Source organism: Paraburkholderia sp. JHI869, assembly GCF_038900775.1.
Lineage (GTDB): Bacteria > Pseudomonadota > Gammaproteobacteria > Burkholderiales > Burkholderiaceae > Paraburkholderia.
Genome location: NZ_JAYMSC010000043.1, coordinates 1 through 15,087 on the forward strand (window position 1 = coordinate 1; position 15,087 = coordinate 15,087).

20 protein-coding genes are annotated in these 15,087 nt (G+C 66.7%); 7 read left to right on the forward strand and 13 right to left on the reverse strand.

Annotation, left to right across the window (positions count from 1 at the left end; translation table 11 throughout):
- Window positions 1–49 precede the first annotated feature (49 nt).
- A complete protein-coding gene (gene arcC / locus VSR72_RS39340) occupies window positions 50–979 on the forward strand; it encodes a carbamate kinase (RefSeq protein ID WP_342957602.1) in 930 nt (309 codons plus the stop codon).
- A gap of 85 nt (window positions 980–1,064) precedes the next feature.
- Here the strand turns inward: arcC and VSR72_RS39345 are convergent, their stop codons facing one another.
- From VSR72_RS39345 to VSR72_RS39370, 6 genes are all read right to left on the reverse strand, one after another.
- The gene (locus VSR72_RS39345) at window positions 1,065–1,319 is read right to left on the reverse strand and encodes an RNA-binding protein (RefSeq protein WP_342957603.1); all 255 of its coding nucleotides are present in this window, start codon (window positions 1,317–1,319) and stop codon (window positions 1,065–1,067) included.
- Window positions 1,320–1,394: 75 nt separating this feature from the next.
- Window positions 1,395–2,216, reverse strand: a complete 822-nt coding sequence (gene ppk2 / locus VSR72_RS39350) for a polyphosphate kinase 2 (protein ID WP_342957604.1) — start codon at window positions 2,214–2,216, stop codon at window positions 1,395–1,397.
- Window positions 2,217–2,352: 136 nt separating this feature from the next.
- Window positions 2,353–2,736, reverse strand: a complete 384-nt coding sequence (locus tag VSR72_RS39355; protein ID WP_342957605.1) for a PRC-barrel domain-containing protein — start codon at window positions 2,734–2,736, stop codon at window positions 2,353–2,355.
- Between the two features lie 122 nt (window positions 2,737–2,858).
- Window positions 2,859–3,431, reverse strand: coding sequence for a cupin (locus VSR72_RS39360; RefSeq protein WP_342957606.1), 573 nt, complete (start codon window positions 3,429–3,431; stop codon window positions 2,859–2,861).
- Window positions 3,432–3,433: 2 nt separating this feature from the next.
- On the reverse strand, window positions 3,434–3,751 hold the full coding sequence (locus VSR72_RS39365) for a hypothetical protein (protein WP_342957607.1): 318 nt from the start codon (window positions 3,749–3,751) through the stop codon (window positions 3,434–3,436).
- Between the two features lie 465 nt (window positions 3,752–4,216).
- Window positions 4,217–4,849, reverse strand: coding sequence for a GNAT family protein (locus VSR72_RS39370; protein ID WP_342957654.1), 633 nt, complete (start codon window positions 4,847–4,849; stop codon window positions 4,217–4,219).
- 237 nt (window positions 4,850–5,086) lie between these two features.
- On the opposite strand from VSR72_RS39370, the gene VSR72_RS39375 reads away from it, so the two are divergent.
- Window positions 5,087–5,530: a thioesterase family protein gene (locus VSR72_RS39375; RefSeq protein ID WP_342957608.1), complete on the forward strand. Its 444-nt coding sequence runs from the start codon at window positions 5,087–5,089 to the stop codon at window positions 5,528–5,530.
- 24 nt (window positions 5,531–5,554) lie between these two features.
- Here the strand turns inward: VSR72_RS39375 and VSR72_RS39380 are convergent, their stop codons facing one another.
- The 3 genes from VSR72_RS39380 to VSR72_RS39390 form a co-directional block, all read right to left on the reverse strand.
- Window positions 5,555–5,872 carry a YnfA family protein gene (locus VSR72_RS39380; protein WP_342957609.1) on the reverse strand — a complete coding sequence of 106 codons (318 nt, stop codon included), beginning with the start codon at window positions 5,870–5,872 and terminating at the stop codon, window positions 5,555–5,557.
- A 90-nt stretch (window positions 5,873–5,962) separates the two neighbouring features.
- A complete protein-coding gene (gene phnX / locus VSR72_RS39385) occupies window positions 5,963–6,766 on the reverse strand; it encodes a phosphonoacetaldehyde hydrolase (RefSeq protein ID WP_342957610.1) in 804 nt (267 codons plus the stop codon).
- A gap of 62 nt (window positions 6,767–6,828) precedes the next feature.
- Window positions 6,829–7,989 (reverse strand): 2-aminoethylphosphonate--pyruvate transaminase, encoded by a 1,161-nt coding sequence (locus VSR72_RS39390; protein WP_342957611.1) that lies wholly within the window; start codon window positions 7,987–7,989, stop codon window positions 6,829–6,831.
- Between the two features lie 127 nt (window positions 7,990–8,116).
- On the opposite strand from VSR72_RS39390, the gene VSR72_RS39395 reads away from it, so the two are divergent.
- Window positions 8,117–8,974 (forward strand): LysR substrate-binding domain-containing protein, encoded by an 858-nt coding sequence (locus tag VSR72_RS39395; protein ID WP_321914902.1) that lies wholly within the window; start codon window positions 8,117–8,119, stop codon window positions 8,972–8,974.
- Window positions 8,975–9,002: 28 nt separating this feature from the next.
- On the opposite strand, the gene VSR72_RS39400 is transcribed toward VSR72_RS39395, so the two are convergent.
- Window positions 9,003–9,224, reverse strand: a complete 222-nt coding sequence (locus VSR72_RS39400) for a hypothetical protein (protein ID WP_342957612.1) — start codon at window positions 9,222–9,224, stop codon at window positions 9,003–9,005.
- Window positions 9,225–9,499: 275 nt separating this feature from the next.
- Here VSR72_RS39400 and VSR72_RS39405 point away from each other — a divergent pair, with 275 nt between their 5' ends.
- Window positions 9,500–10,171 (forward strand): phosphoribosyltransferase family protein, encoded by a 672-nt coding sequence (locus VSR72_RS39405; protein WP_342957613.1) that lies wholly within the window; start codon window positions 9,500–9,502, stop codon window positions 10,169–10,171.
- 31 nt (window positions 10,172–10,202) lie between these two features.
- On the opposite strand, the gene VSR72_RS39410 is transcribed toward VSR72_RS39405, so the two are convergent.
- A complete protein-coding gene (locus tag VSR72_RS39410; protein WP_342957614.1) occupies window positions 10,203–10,499 on the reverse strand; it encodes a YciI-like protein in 297 nt (98 codons plus the stop codon).
- A 205-nt stretch (window positions 10,500–10,704) separates the two neighbouring features.
- Here VSR72_RS39410 and VSR72_RS39415 point away from each other — a divergent pair, with 205 nt between their 5' ends.
- From VSR72_RS39415 to VSR72_RS39425, 3 genes are all read left to right on the forward strand, one after another.
- Window positions 10,705–11,025, forward strand: a complete 321-nt coding sequence (locus VSR72_RS39415) for a PsiF family protein (protein WP_342957615.1) — start codon at window positions 10,705–10,707, stop codon at window positions 11,023–11,025.
- A gap of 328 nt (window positions 11,026–11,353) precedes the next feature.
- Window positions 11,354–11,797 (forward strand): hypothetical protein, encoded by a 444-nt coding sequence (locus tag VSR72_RS39420; RefSeq protein WP_342957616.1) that lies wholly within the window; start codon window positions 11,354–11,356, stop codon window positions 11,795–11,797.
- A 128-nt stretch (window positions 11,798–11,925) separates the two neighbouring features.
- Window positions 11,926–12,513, forward strand: a complete 588-nt coding sequence (locus VSR72_RS39425) for a YSC84-related protein (RefSeq protein WP_342957617.1) — start codon at window positions 11,926–11,928, stop codon at window positions 12,511–12,513.
- 36 nt (window positions 12,514–12,549) lie between these two features.
- Here the strand turns inward: VSR72_RS39425 and VSR72_RS39430 are convergent, their stop codons facing one another.
- Both VSR72_RS39430 and VSR72_RS39435 read right to left on the reverse strand, forming a co-directional pair.
- A complete protein-coding gene (locus tag VSR72_RS39430; protein ID WP_342957618.1) occupies window positions 12,550–13,617 on the reverse strand; it encodes a glycosyltransferase family 4 protein in 1,068 nt (355 codons plus the stop codon).
- 268 nt (window positions 13,618–13,885) lie between these two features.
- Window positions 13,886–15,052, reverse strand: coding sequence for an AAA family ATPase (locus VSR72_RS39435; RefSeq protein WP_342957619.1), 1,167 nt, complete (start codon window positions 15,050–15,052; stop codon window positions 13,886–13,888).
- Window positions 15,053–15,087 lie beyond the last annotated feature (35 nt).

A 15,087-nucleotide genomic window follows, 5' to 3' on the forward strand; every position in this document is an offset into this window, starting at 1 on the left:
CGGCGCCCGCGCTCCGCTACACCGACACGCCTAACCTTGGGAGTCAGACATGCGAATCGTGATTGCGCTTGGCGGCAACGCGCTGCTGCGTCGCGGCGAGCCGATGACGGCGGAGAACCAGCGCGAAAACGTGCGCCTCGCGGCCACCCAGATCTCGCAGATTGCGCAGGGCAACGAACTGGTGATCGCGCACGGCAACGGGCCGCAGGTCGGCCTGCTCGCGCTGCAGGGCGAGGCCTACAAGGACGTGCCCGGCTACCCGCTCGACGTGCTCGGCGCGCAGACCGAGGGCATGATCGGCTACATGATCGAGCAGGAACTCGGCAATCTCCTGCCCTACGAGGTGCCCTTCGCGACCATCCTCACCCAGGTCGAAGTAGACGCGAACGATCCGGCGTTCCAGCATCCGACCAAGCCGATCGGTCCCGTCTACACGAAGGAGCAGGCGGAGAAGCTCGCTGCCGAGCGCGGCTGGGCCATCGCACCGGACGGCGACAAGTTCCGCCGTGTCGTGGCGAGCCCGCGGCCGAAGCACATCTTCGAGATCCGCCCCGTGAAATGGCTGCTGGAGCGCGGCACGATCGTGATCTGCGCGGGCGGCGGCGGCATTCCGACGCTCTACGGCGAAGGTCACAAGCTTGGCGGCGTGGAGGCCGTGATCGACAAGGATCTGTGCTCCGCCCTGCTCGCGCAGGAGCTGGAGGCCGACATGCTCATCATCGCCACCGATGTGAACGCCACGTACGTGGACTGGAGCAAGCCGTCGCAAAAGGCGATTGCAAGCGCGCACCCCGACGAACTGGAGAAGCTCGGCTTCGCGGCCGGGTCGATGGGGCCGAAGGTCATGGCAGCCGCGGAGTTCGCGCGCATCACCGGCAAGGATGCGGTGATCGGCGCGCTGGCCGATATCGTGGCGATTACCCAGGGCAAGGCGGGCACGCGCGTGAGCACGGAACGGCCAGGGTTGATCTTCTACTGAACCTGAAAACGGCGCCTGAAAATGCAGAGCGCGCACCGCGGTTGTCGAAGCCGTGGTGCGCGCTCTGTCGTCTGCTTGCGCCCGCCTACTCCTCGCGTGCCGGCGGCATGACCTGGGCGCTGATGGTGTGCTCGCGCCAGAACAGGTTGTTAATGCGGCCCTGCAAGCGGCGCAGCCCCTCTTCGCTCGCGGCGTTGAAGGTGAGCAGCGCGCCGGGACGGCCCGCTCCCTCGATGCGCTGAATCGCGTCGTACGGCGGAAAACCGTAGCGCTCCAGAAACTCGTTGATCTCGGCGTCCGTGACGTGTTCGTCGATATTTCCCAGCAGCAACTCGGCCATGGTCTACCCCTCGTGAGCGTTCAATCGTGATGATAGTGTGGTTTGATCGGGCGTGACGAGTCGCCGCGCCGCCGCTCAGTACTTCTCCTGCACGTACCGATAGGGGTACGCCGGGTCGCGGTAGCCTTGTGGCTTCTGGCGCTCGGGCAGCGTGACCTTCTCGCGCGGCAGCGCTTTGTAGGGAATGGTGTTCAGAATATGGTTGATGACGTTCAGGCGCGCGCGTTTCTTGTCGTCGGATCGGACAACGAACCATGGCGATTCCGACGTATCCGTCATGTCGAACATCTCGTCACGCGCGCGCGAATAGTCGTACCAGCGGCTATACGACAGAAGGTCCATGGGAGAGAGCTTCCAGATTTTGCGCGGATCGTTGATGCGCCCTTCGAGGCGCCGGGTCTGCTCTTTCGGGCTCACTTCGAGCCAGAACTTGATGAGGATCGTGCCCGAGTCGATGATGGCGCGTTCGATGAGCGGCACGCCACGCAGGAATTCCGACGCCTGTTCCGGCGTGCAAAAGCCCATCACGCGCTCGACGCCCGCACGGTTGTACCAGCTGCGGTCGAACACCACGATTTCACCGGCAGCGGGCAGCAGCGGCAGATAACGCTGGAAGTACATTTGCGACTTCTCGCGCTCCGTGGGCGCGGGCAGTGCAAATACGCGAAACACACGCGGGCTCACGCGTTCGGTGAGCGCCTTGATCGTGCCGCCCTTGCCTGCGCCGTCGCGGCCTTCGAAGAGAATGCACACCCTCAGACGCTTCTGAACCACCCATTCCTGCAGGCGAACGAGTTCGCCATGCAAACGCTCGAGTTCCTTTTGATAAGCCTTTTCGCTGAGTTTTTCCGCCGGCTCCGCTGTGCTCGCGGCCTTGACTTCCTCTTTCTTTGCCATTGAATCGCTCCCCGGTAGGACGCCTCGCATGAGGCATCCTTCCACTATGGTGTGTGGACGAGGGGCGCGCAATAGGACTTTGGACCAAGGCACTGGCAGGCTTGCGCCACGGCAAGGACGCTCGTGCACGAACGCGTCAATCGTGCGCGTAGTTGAACTCGGGCAACGTCTTCAATTGCGCCTTGTCGGTCTGCAGGACGATCTGTTTGCTGTCGATGCGCAGATCGTTGAACGGCACGGCCACGAGATGCTTGCCCAGGCCGAGGAAGCCGCCTACCGAGAGAATCGCGAAGGCGCCTTCGTTGGGCGACTCGAGCACGATATCGTCGATTGCGCCGATCTTGCTGCCGCTAGTGTCATAGACATCGGAACCCACGAGCTTCGATGCGCGATAGCCGGTGCCCGACTGTACCGTCGCCATGCGCTGCACGGCGATCGATTGCGCAGCGCCCTGCGCAAAAGCGGCAGACGGCACCCCCAGCGCGCAGCCGAACGTGCATCCGAATGCGAGGACGAGCATGGATGCGCCGCGGCAAGCCCGGTCACGCGAATTCAGCGGGCGATTCGTTTGTGTCGTCATCTCCCCCTCCCTGGCGTGCGAATGCACGGTGAATACCAATGCAATCGCTGTGCCCGGCGCCCTCACGCCTGCGCGAGCCAGTGCTCGATCAGCGGCCCATGGTCGCCGTAAAGGGGATCGCTCGCGGGATACGGCAGCGCCTGCATGGCGCGCAACTCCGCCGGGCTCAGCGCGTCCCGGCGAATGTCCCACTGCTGCCCGCGCGGATAGCCGCCCGCCACGCGAAAGCCGCCCGCGAGCGAAAGCAGGCAATGCCCGGTGCCGGCTGGCAGCAGCAGCGCGTCGCCGGCGTGCACGCGCAGCACGCGCCCGCCCGGTCCGCCGAGAATCAGCTCGGCCGTACCGGCGAACACGCCCAGCACCTCGTGCGCCGTGGAATGGAAGTGGTGATAGTCGAAGACGCCGTCGAGCCATTGCACCGGCCAGCCGTTTGCTTCGAAGCGTTCGTTGAACGCCCGCGCAAGGTCATCGCCCCCCGGCGCCAGCGCGCGCCGATAGACGATCACCGGCAGCCGGGCGTTGTTCGGCACCCATCCGTGCTCCGCCAGGAAGAAGGTCTCGAGGCCGCTTTCGCGTTGGGCTGGGCTGCTTTCGCGCAGATTGCGCGGGAAATGAAAGGCGCGATTTTCGTGCATCGTCACTCCTCCCTCGCATCGCTGCCGCCCGCCGCGGCCGACGCGCCTTTTACCGGCTTCCTGGCGCGATGCGGTTGGTGTTTCGAGGAATGCGTCGTTCGCGTGGCCTGCGCGCCTTTGCTGGCGGGCACGCCTTGCTCGACGCCCTGGGTCGGCGCCGGGTAGACGCCGTTGGCCTTCGCCCCGCTCGACTCCGTGGCGGGCGCGGTGGTCGGGCGGTCCGCGCCGGTGTTGTCCTGCGCGTGCACCGCGGCTCCTGCCAGGACGAGCGTCAGAGCAAGCGCACCGGCCGCGAAAGGCTTCGTCGGTGGAGTGTGCATGGTCATCGGTCCTCCTCCAGTACGATGCGAGCCCGCGTGAGAGGCCCTGAAGATCACCAGGAGACGGCTGCGAAGGTCCCTGCGCGGCTAGCAGCAACCCGCGTACCACGGCACGCGACCCGAGCGCGTCGGGCGGCACGGCGTTTGCGGACAGACGGGCAATTGGATTCGCGCGAAGGCAGGGCCGCGATGCGAGCGCTGACGACGGTGTCAGCGCTGTCATTCGGGGCGCATGCTTCGCGCATCCCGGAGAGGTCTATGCGTTCGAATTTTCTTCCCGCCGCCCATTTTTTACGCAGGCCCGAGGCTCATCTGCCGACCGAGGAGCCCGATAATCCGCGACGTCCGCCGCAGCCTCCGGTACCGGACGTCGAGCCGCCGCCGGTGCCACAAGGCGATCCGCCGCCTGAAGCACCTCCTGAGCGCCTGCGCTAACGCCGTGGCGCCGCACTCGAGCGGGCGCGCTCAGCCGGCGGCTTGCAACCGGCGCAACAGGCCTGCCTCCACCTCGGGCCACTCGTCCTCGATGATGCTAAAGCGCACGGAGTCGCGCTTGCGGCCGTCCGGCATGATGCGCTCGCGGCGCACCACGCCCTCTTCCTTCGCGCCGAGACGCAGGATCGCGGCACGTGATTTCGCATTGAGCACGTCGGTCGTGAACTGCACGCGCACGCAGCCGAGCGTTTCGAAGGCATAGCGCAGCATCAGGTACTTCGCCTCCGTGTTGACGATGGTGCGCTGCGCCGACGCTGCGAGCCACGTGGAGCCGATCTCAAGCTTCCGGTTCTCACGATCGACCTTCCAGAAACGCGTGCTCCCCACCACGCGATCGCTTTCGCGCAGCCGGATCGTGAACGGGATCACGGTGCCGGCGCGCACGCCATCGAGCGCTTTCGCAATCCAGGCGTCGACGGTCGTGGGCCCAGGCACCACCGTCACGTTGAGGTTCCAGAGTTCGCCGTCCGTCGCCGCGGCGACGAGGCGCGGCGCGTCCTGGGCGCACAGCGGGTGCAGTGCGACCGTGCGGCCGTCCAGGATGGGCAGGTCGATCGGCGCTGCGCCCGCTTCGGCGGCGGCTGGGGATGCGGGGCCAGGCATGTCGGTCATGGCGGGAATCGATGGAAGGTGGCGAGTGCCCGGGGCAAACCGGGGGCAGAAGGCTCACGCATTCTAGCGCCGGGCTGGCGCCAGAGGCGACGCGCCTCCCGTTACAATCGGGCTACCAGCGGACTCCCAGCGGGCTGCCAGCGGGCTGCCAGCGGGCTGCCAGCGGGGCCGGCGCCTACGCTGCTCAGGCCCGCCGGCGCCCCCGTCCCCCATTCCGCGCATTGCATCATGGCCCGCATCCAGCTCCAGTTTCCCGAAGACCAGTTCTACTATTCGACGCATCTCACGGTGCGCGTCACCGATATCAATTCGGCCAATCACCTCGCCAACGACTCGATGATCTCGATGATTTCCGAGGCGCGCGCTCGTTTTCTGTTCGACGCAGGCATCGAGGGCATGAAGGACGCGCACACGAGCATCATCGTGACCGATCTGGCCACGACCTATCGCGCGGAAGCCTACGCGCGCGACGCGCTCTGCTTCGAGGTGGGCATCATGGATTTCAACAAGTACGGCGGCGACATCATCTTCCGCATCACGCGGCCCGCCGACGGCGCGCTCATCGCCATGGCGAAATCGGGCTTCGTGTTCTTCGACTACGAGCAGAAAAAGGTCGTGCCGATGCCGCAGGCCTTCCGCGACAAGTTTCCGCAGGTCAATACGCTTGGTTGAGCGCCTGGCTGAAGTCAGGCTCGCTCAGCGCGGCTGGAACATGATGAGCGCCATGCCGGCCAGCGTGAAGCCGATGCCGGCCCAGTCCCACGGGCTCGGGCGGATCGCCTCGACGGCCCAGAGCCAGAGAATCGCCACGCACACGTACACGCCGCCGTAAGCCGCATAGGTGCGCCCGGCGGCCGTGGGATGCAGCGTGAGCAGCCACGCGAAGAGCGCGAGCGAGAGCGCGGCGGGGACAAGGAGCCACGCGCTCGCGCCCTCGCGCAGCCAGCGGTAAGGCAGATAGCAGCCGACGATCTCGGCGAGCGCGGTCACGACGAAAAGCACAAACGTTTTCATGGGCAGCGGCGGCCGGTGGCAGGGGCGCCCATGGTAACGCAAGCGGCCAGGCCGCCTGCGCGATCTTCACGAAATACAGCTCGGTTCCGGTCAGGGCCGCTCGCCGCGGGCAAGCCGCGCTTCGATCTCGTTCACCACGGGCAGCAGGTCGGCGACGCTGTCGATCACATAGTGCGCGCCCGCCGCGCGCAGGCGCTCCACGGCCGCGGCGCGGCGGCGCGCGAATTCGTCGGGTGCGAGCGCGTGGACTTCGTCCTCGGTCAGGCCGAACGCGTTGCCGCTCACCGCGACACCCACTGCCCACGTCCCGCCGTTGATGCCCTCCTCGATGCCGACTTCGGTGTCGTCCACCTTGATCGCGTCGCGCGCGAGCCACACGCCGAGTTGCGGCAGCGTGCGGTAGATCATGTAAGGCGAAGGCCGGCCCTCAGGCGTATCGCCCGTGCAGACGATGCTGTCGGGCTCGAAACCCTGCGCCTTCGCGCCGGGCACGATCTGCTCGATGATCTCGCGCGTGTAGCCCGTGGTCGAGCCGATGCGCACGCCGTCGGCGCGCAGCGCGGCAGTCACCTCCGCCACACCCGGAATCACGTCGCTGTACTGCGCGGCCACGGCGACGTTCTTCGGCACGAAGACGTCATACACGGCGTCGATATCGGCTTCGCCCGGTGCGTGGCCGTAGCGGGCTTCCCATGCCGCCGCGACGCGCGGCAGCGCCATCAGCGCCGCGATGTGCGGGCGCTTGGCCATGCCCATCGGCCCGCGCGCCTCGTCGATCGTGATCGGCACGCCGAATTGCTCGAAGGTCTCGACGAAGGCGCCCATGGGCGCGCGCGATCCGTAGTCGACCACGGTGCCGGCCCAGTCGAAGATCACTGCCTTGACGTGTTTCATTACATGCGTCCTGCTAAAAAATCGATGATGTGGAGTCTTAGGGGTATGCGCATCAATGTGCATCAAACGGCGAGCGCTTCGCGTGCGCCGAGGTCGACCGGCGCGGGCGCGGCACTCGCCACGCCGAGCGTGCGCAGCGCTTCGCCGCACGCCGCCACGACGCGGCGCATGACGGTTTCGTCGAGCGCGCCGATGCAGCCGATGCGAAAGCTCTCCACACTAGTGAGCTTGCCCGGATAGATGATGAAACCCTGCGCCTTCATCAGATCGTAGAAGCGCGTGAAGTCGAATGCGGGATCGGCCGGTGAAAAGAATGTGACGATGATGGGCGAGCGCCAGCCTTCGGTCAGCAGCGGCTCGAAACCGAGCCCGCGCATGCCCTCGACGAGCACGTCGCGGTTGCGCGCATAGCGCGCGAGTCGCCCCGGCTGGCCGCCCTCGAGCGCGTGCAGACGCAGCGCTTCGATGAACGCGGCCACCGCATGTGTGGGCGGCGTGAAGCGCCACTGGCCGGTGCGGTTCATGACGTCCCACTGGTCATGGATGTCGAGCGCCAGCGAGTGGCTCACGCCATTGGCGTTACTCAGCACTTCCTTTTTCGCGATCACGAAGCCGAAGCCCGGCACGCCCTCGATGCACTTGTTCGCCGAGGAGACGAACGCGTCGCAAGGCAGCGTGCGCACGTCGAGCGGCACCGCGCCGAACGCGCTCATCGAGTCGATCAGGAGCCGCCGCCCCTGGCGGGCCGTCACGGCCGCGATCTCTTCGATCGGGTTCAGGATGCCCGAGCTGGTTTCGCAGTGCACGACGACGACATGCGTGATATCCGGGTTCGCAGCCAGCAGAACCTCGACGTCTTCCGCGCGCGGCGGCAGGTAGTCGCCGGTATCGTGCACGGTGTGCTGGCGGCCCAGGTAGCGCAGCGTCGTGGCAATGCGTTTGCCATACGCGCCGTTGGCGAGCACGAGTGCGTGGCCGTCGCGCGGCACGAAGCTGCCGAGCATCGCCTCGACGCAATAGCTGCCGCTGCCCTGCAATGGCACGCAGTCGTATTCACCACGCTCGTCGCCCGCGATCTGGAGCAGCGCGGCGCGCAATTGCGACGTCATGGCGCGGAAGTCGGCGTCCCACGAGCCCCAGTCGCGCTGCATCGCGGCCTTCGTCGAGGCCGCCGTGGTGAGCGGTCCGGGGGTCAGGAGGTACGGCTCGGCGGGGGTGGTCATGCGTGCTCCGGTGGACATCAGAGTTGTCGATTCCGACACGTTAGCGCAGCGCCATCTATCGGTAAAATCGATATAATCGATGTCGATATAAGCTGCACTTATCTACTTGTTGCCGGAGCGCTTCGACATGCAATACGCGCAGTTGCGGGCTTTTCACGCGGTGGCCGAACACGGCGGGTTCTCACGCGCCGCGCAGGCGCTGTCGCTCACGCAGCCGGCCGTATCCGACCACGTGAAGCGGCTCGAGCAGGATTTCGGGGTCAAACTCTTCGAGCGCGGGCCGCGCGGTGTGGAGCTCACCGAACTCGGGCGGCGGCTCTTTGCGGTGACGCGTCAGATGGTGGGGTGCGAACGCGACGCCCGGCGGCTGCTCGAAGCGGCGGGTGCGCTCGAATCGGGTGAGCTCGCCCTCGCGGCCGACGCGCCCGACCTCGCCATCAAGCTGATCGGGGCGTTCAGGCGTCGCTATCCGGGCGTCGTGATCAAGCTCTCTATCGCGAACGCGACCGAATGCATGCGCCGCGTCCTCGCGAGCGAGGCCGACGCCGCGATCACGGCCGCGCGCCAGGTGCATAGCCGGCTGCAGGCGCGCGTGCTGCGCGAGGAACCGCTAGTCGCGGTCGTGCCCGCCGAGAGCCCTGCCGCGAAAAAGCGCCGCATGACTTATGAGGAACTCGTGCGCGAGCCGATGGTGTTTCGCGAAACGCACTCGGTCACGCAGCAATTGCTCGAAGCCGAACTCGTGCGCAAGGGCCTGCAGGTTCAGCCCGTGCTCTACGTGGACGGCCGCGAGGCGCTGCAAACGGCCATTGCGCAAGGCGTGGGCGTCGGCGTGATCGCGCATGCGGAATTCGGCGAGTCGCGGCGCATTCGCATGCTGCCGCTCGTGGACTGCCAGGTGCGCATGGTCGAATCGCTCACGCGCCTGGCCGATACGTCCTCGTCGAATCTGCTCGACGCGCTCTTTGCCACGCCGCTCGATTGAGTCTCGATTGAGCGCGTCGACCAGGCCGTCAGGACACGACGATAGCCGTGCCGACGGCATGGAGCAGATCGCGCAGCGTTTCGGCCTGCTCCATACGCGCGCCGTGGCGCAAGTGAATGCGCAGCGCCCGGCCTGCGATGCCGTCTACCGGGCGCGCGAGCCACAGTTCGACGGCGAGCCCGAGGCCGTCGGGCGCGTCGGGCACGACCGGTTCGATGACGCGCGGCTTGAAGGAGGCGGATTCGGACATGGCGAGACCTCGTCGGTGGCGGGATCGACTTCATCGTAACGAGGCGGCACGCCCGCGCCAAACGAGAAATCCGCGTATGCAAATGAGCGCGCGTCAGCATTGGATCGCGCTGGCGGTGGCATGCACGCCCAGTTCGCGCCGCGTGCCGTTTGGTGGCGGCGTACGGATGCGGCTGCGCGGCTGCCTGCTTTTTACCAGCAGCGTGTGGCCGCGAGTGGCAAACTGAACGCATCGTTGCGCCGCACTAGCCGGCAACGAATTGGGAGGACCTCCTCATGGAACGCCCCTTTACCGATCGCCGCGAGGCGGGCCGTTCGCTCGCAGGCCCGCTCTCGGCCTACGCGGGCAGACGCGACGTGATCGTGCTCGCGCTCCCGCGCGGCGGCGTGCCGGTGGGCTACGAAGTTGCGAAGGCGTTGCACGTGCCGCTCGATGTCCTGCCCGTGTGCAAGCTCGGCCTGCCCTGGCAGGCGGAACTCGCGATGGGTGCGCTGTCGTCGAACGGCGCGCAGTACGTGGACAGCGCGCTCGTGCGCAGCGCGGGCGTGAGCGAGGCACAGTTGCAGAGCGCCATGGCGCTCGCGCGCATCGAGCTTGGCCGCCGCGAGGCGCGCTATCGCGGCGAGCGTGCGCCGCTTGCGGTGGCGGGCCGCGTGGCGGTGGTCGTCGACGACGGCATGGCCACGGGCGCGTCGCTCAAGGCAGCGGCGCTCGCGCTCGCCACGCTCGGGCCCGCGCGCATCGTTGCGGCGCTACCCGTCGCGCCCGCTGGCGCGCAAGAACGGCTGGGCGGAGCCGTCGACGAATTCGTTTGTGCGCGCATGCCCGAGGCGTTCTACAGCGTCGGCCAGTTCTATCTCGACTTCGATCAGGTCAGCGACGACACCGTGCGCGACCTGCTGACCCAGGCGGCGGCTGACGACGCGCACGGCGAGCCGCAGCGCTGAGCCACGCCGGCGGTGCCACAGCCCTCACGCCCTAGCGCACCGGATTCGACGCCGCTTCGCCCACCACCGTTTGCCAGGGCCGCACGCGCCAGTGCTTCACGAGCCCCGAGAGCACATACGGGTCGGCGCGCGCGAACGCTTCGGCGGCGGCCGGGCTGTCGCCCTGGAACAGCAGCAGCGCGTTATCGACGGGATCGGCGATCGCCCCCGCGAGCAGCAGCTCGCCGCGTTCGACGGCGGCCCATGCAAGCGTCAGATGCGCGCTGCGATGTTCGGGGCGGCGTTCGAGGTAGTCGTCTGCGAGTTCGTACATCAAGAGGTAATGCATGCGCGTTCTCCGTGGTGTTGCGGCTGCGTCGGACAGGTCGACGGCCGATAGCGAACATTGTGCAGCAGCGCGCGCGTCAACCGAACACATTGCCGGTTCGTTTTAATGGCGGCTTTGCCATAATGGCGGCGCGCGCGAGGCGCACTGGCCATACACGGCCTGGCCGCACGTCAACTGAGAACGTCCAAATTCAAGGGAGTGAACGATGAAGATGCAATCTGTTATTGCTGCAATCGTGCTGGGCGGCGTGCTGGCCGCACCGGCGTTCGCGCAGACTGCCGCACCCGCTTCCGCGCCGGCTGCGAACAGCCAGCAGAACAAGATGAAGGCGTGCAACACCCAGGCCGGCGACAAGAAAGGCGACGATCGCAAGGCATTCATGAAGCAGTGCCTCTCCGCTGCCGGCGTACCGGCGCCGACGATGACCCAGCAGGAACGCATGAAGGCGTGCAACACTCAGGCCGGCGACAAGAAAGGCGACGACCGCAAGGCATTCATGAAGACGTGCCTCTCGACGAAGAGCTGAGCTACGCGATCGCAGGGACTCTCCTGCACGGCAGGATCCGCGCGCCGCAGCAGACGCTGCGGCGCGTTTTTTATGCGCCGGTTTTGTGCGTTGCAACGTCTCCCCGATTTCCTCGCGTCTGCGTCTTCCGTTGTGCGAATCAACATCGAAATATGCGAAATCGTGCGGATTTGCCCGGGGTTTCGCGGGTTTGCGTAAGCGAGCGCATTCGGCCGCACCGTTTTTCTCCTATGATGGCTGCAGCGGCGGTCCCTCTCTGCAAAATCACACGTTAGCCATCGGGCTGCCGCGTTGACGTTGATGCCAATGGCATCGAACGGAGGCGCAGATGGCATGGAGACACAAGAACCGCTGGTTTCGCCGCTGGCTCATGGTGATCACCTTCTGGCTCGTACCGGTGATGATCGTCGCGGTGCGCGAGGTTCAGGACGAGATGGCGTATAACCGCGCGGATTTGCAGCGCGCGCTGACCACCTGGACCCTCACCGACGCCGAGCGTGACGCCGGCGCTGCGCTACGCTGCCACGGCACCCCCGAGACCGCGCGCGCGGCCGGCTGCCCCGCCGCAGTGCTCGCCGCGAACGCACAGCGCCAACAGGAAGCGCGCGACGAATACGCGGTGCGGCGCTCGACGCTCGCGGGCTATTTGTGGCACGCGTTCGTCGGTTACTGGGTCGTGCCCGCGGCGGTGCTGCTCGCAATCGGCGTGCTGCTCGGCGGCGTGAAGCGCGCCCTGCGGCGGCCCACAGCCAAGCCCGTGACGGAGCGCTAGCTTTTCTCGTGCATGCTTCACCGCGCGGCGCGAGTGCTGCGCAGCCTCAAAGTGCGAATCTGGACGTTCAGGTATAACAATTGGACGCCGCGCCATCGCGGCGTTCGGAAACCAGAACGGAGAACAAGATGACCGCATCTCGCTTCTTTTTAAAGGCTTCTGTCGCGATCGCCATCGGCGCCGCGGCACTCTCGGGCTGCACCACCACCGGCAGCCAGGCACCCAACGCCGCGACCGACGCGTCACGCGCCCAGTCGATCAACTCCGACGTCGACGCCACCCTGTCGCGCCTCTATCAGACCGTGCCAGGCTCGCAAGAGCTGGTCGGCAAAGCGCGCGGCATTCTCGTGTTTCCGCGCGTGATCCAGGCGGGCATCGGCGTGGGCGGCGAACACGGCGACGGCGCGCTGCGCGTGGGCGGCAGCACGGTTGGCTTCTACAGCACGTCGTCGGCTTCGGTCGGCGCAACGCTCGGCGTGCAGTCGAAGTCCGTCATCTACCTCTTCATGACCGAAGACGCACTCGCGAAATTCCGCAATTCGAGCGGCTGGTCGGCAGGCGGCGACGCATCGGTCGCGCTCGTGAAGGTCGGCGCGAACGGCTCGATCGACACGACCACGGCCACCAAGCCCGTGCAAGTCTTCGTGCTCACCAACAGCGGGCTGATCGGCGACCTCTCGCTCGGTGGTACGAAGATCACGAAACTCGATCTTTAATAAATAGCGCCTCGCGCGCCCCGAACGTCCGCGCGCTCAGCTCGCGGACGTATCGATCACCTTGAAGCGCGAGCGCTTGTTCGCGCGAATCACCGCCTCATACGCCTGCACATACTCCTGCGCCATGCGGTGCGAGGTGAAACGCTCTTCGAAGCGACGCCGCACACCTGCGCGCGGAACGCGGGAGATGCGGTTCACCGCCGCCACGGCGCCGATCTCGTCCTCGACGATAAAGCCCGTCACGCCCTCTTCCACCACCTCCGGCACGGCGCCGCGATTGAACGCGATCACAGGCGTGCCGCACGCCATCGCCTCGATCATCACGAGGCCGAACGGCTCCGGCCAGTCGATCGGGAACAGCAGCGCATGCGCGCCAGAGAGGAATTCAGCCTTCTGGCTGTCGTTGATCTCGCCTACGTACTCAACGTGCGGCAGCGCGAGTAGCGGCTTGATATCGCGCTCGAAATACTCGCGGTCGGCTTCGTCGACCTTCGCGGCAATGCGGATGGGCAGCCCGCAGCGCCCGGCAATGCGAATCGCGGTGTCGACGCGTTTTTCCGGCGAGATACGGCCGAGAAACGCGAGATAGCGCTGCTCGACGGGCTGCGGCGTATAGAGATCTTCCGGCAGGCCGTGGTACACCGTGCGCAGCCAGCGCGCCTGCGGCATTGGCTGGCGCTGCGAATTCGAGATCGAGATGACCGGCGCGGTATTGAACGTATCGAACACCGGCTGCTGCTCGGGCAAGTCGAGACGGCCGTGCAGCGTCGTCACGAACGGCGTTTCCTGGCGCTTGAACACCGAAAACGAGTAGTAGTCCATATGGAAATGCAACACGTCGAACTGGTCGGCCTGGCGGCGCACCATTTCCATGAGGAGCATGTGCGGCGCGATGCGGTCGCGAATGCCGGGGTCGAGCCGCAGCGCGCGCGGCCACACGGGCTCGAGCTTCGCGCTCGTGAGCGAGTCGCCGCTCGCGAACAGCGTGACGTCGTGCCCAAGTTCGACCAGCGCTTCGGTGATGTACGACACGGCGCGCTCGGTGCCGCCATAGAGCTTCGGCGGGACCGATTCGGTCAGCGGGGCGATCTGCGCAATTCTCATTGTGTGTCTCCAGGAAACGGGGCCGCGTTGCCCGTTCTTGCGGTGCTGGTCATTCTAAGCCAGACGGGCGCGGCGTCCGCACGGTCGGGCGTCCTTCGGGTTAGCACGGATTCCCATGGATTCGTGCGGGTTCGCGTCCATTGCCGACGCGGCGCGTCTCCATCGCTTATCCCATTATTCGGCAAGACGGGCGCGCGCGCCGCCAGTCTTTCAATTTCTATACGGTGTTACATGCCGAAACAACCCCTGCGTTTGCCCTACCGGCGGCCTACCTGGCGGGCCACTTCCACGCTGGCACGTCGAGCGTGTCCGGGTCGGCGAAACCGGTTGCGCCGAGACGCCGTTCGAGCACGACCGACTGGCTGCCCGCTTCGCGCTCCAACGCCGCCACGAGCCGCGCCGCGTGCGAAACGACGATGACCTGCGAGTGCCGCGACGCCCGTGCGATGAGCCGCGCGAGCGACGGCAGCAGGTCCGGGTGCAGGCTCGTCTCGGGCTCGTCGAGCACCAGCAGGCCGGGCGGCCGCGGGCTCAGCAGCGCCGCCGCGAGCAGCAGGTAGCGCAAGGTGCCGTCCGAGAGTTCCGCGCCGCGCAGCGGCCGCAAAAGCCCCTCCTGGCGCAGCGCCACCTCGAAGCGGCCTTCGTGATTCACGATCTCGACGCGCGCACCCGGAAAAGCGTCGCCGATGGCGGTGTCGAGCGCCTCGCCGTCGCCGATCTCGCGGATCGTCTGCAGCGCCGCGGCCAGGTTCGCGCCGTCGTCGGTGAGCACCGGCGAATGCGTGCCGATTTGAACCTGGCGCGCGCTCGCGTGCTCGTCGGTGCGGAAGTGGTCGTAGAAACGCCACGAGCGGATCTGCTCGCGCACGGCGATCATTTCGGGCGCGCTGCGCGGGTCGGCGTACTCGGTCATCATGCTGTCGAAGCTGGCCACGGGCTGCGCGAGCGTCGCCCATTCGCCCGAGGCGTCGCGGATGCGGATCATCGGCCCCTGGCGGTCCACGAGCAGCGCCGAGGGCCGCAGGATCGGCCCGCTCCAGATGCACTCGCGCTTGATCACCGGGTCGAGCGAAAACTGCGAGGTGGACGAAGGCAGCGGCAAACCCAGATCGATCGCGTAACCGAAGGTGTCGCCCGCGAAGCCAAGGCGCAGGCTCACTGCATCCTTGCGCACCGTGCCCTGCACCGCGTATTCGCCCGCTGCGACCGCGCGCGAGAAGCGCTCGGGGCCCGCCCAAAGCGTGGACTGCAGGCCGCCCTCGCGCGCGAGCGACGGAATCACGCCGCCGCGCGCCGTTAGCGCGAGCAGGCGCAGTGCGCGATAAAGATTCGACTTGCCGCTGCCGTTCGGGCCGGTTACGACGTTGAGCGCGCCGAGCGGCACGATGAGCTCGCGCAGCGAGCGGTAGTTGGCGATGGCGAGCGTGGTCAGCATCAAAGCGCAGGGCGAGTGCGTGGATCAGCCACGCA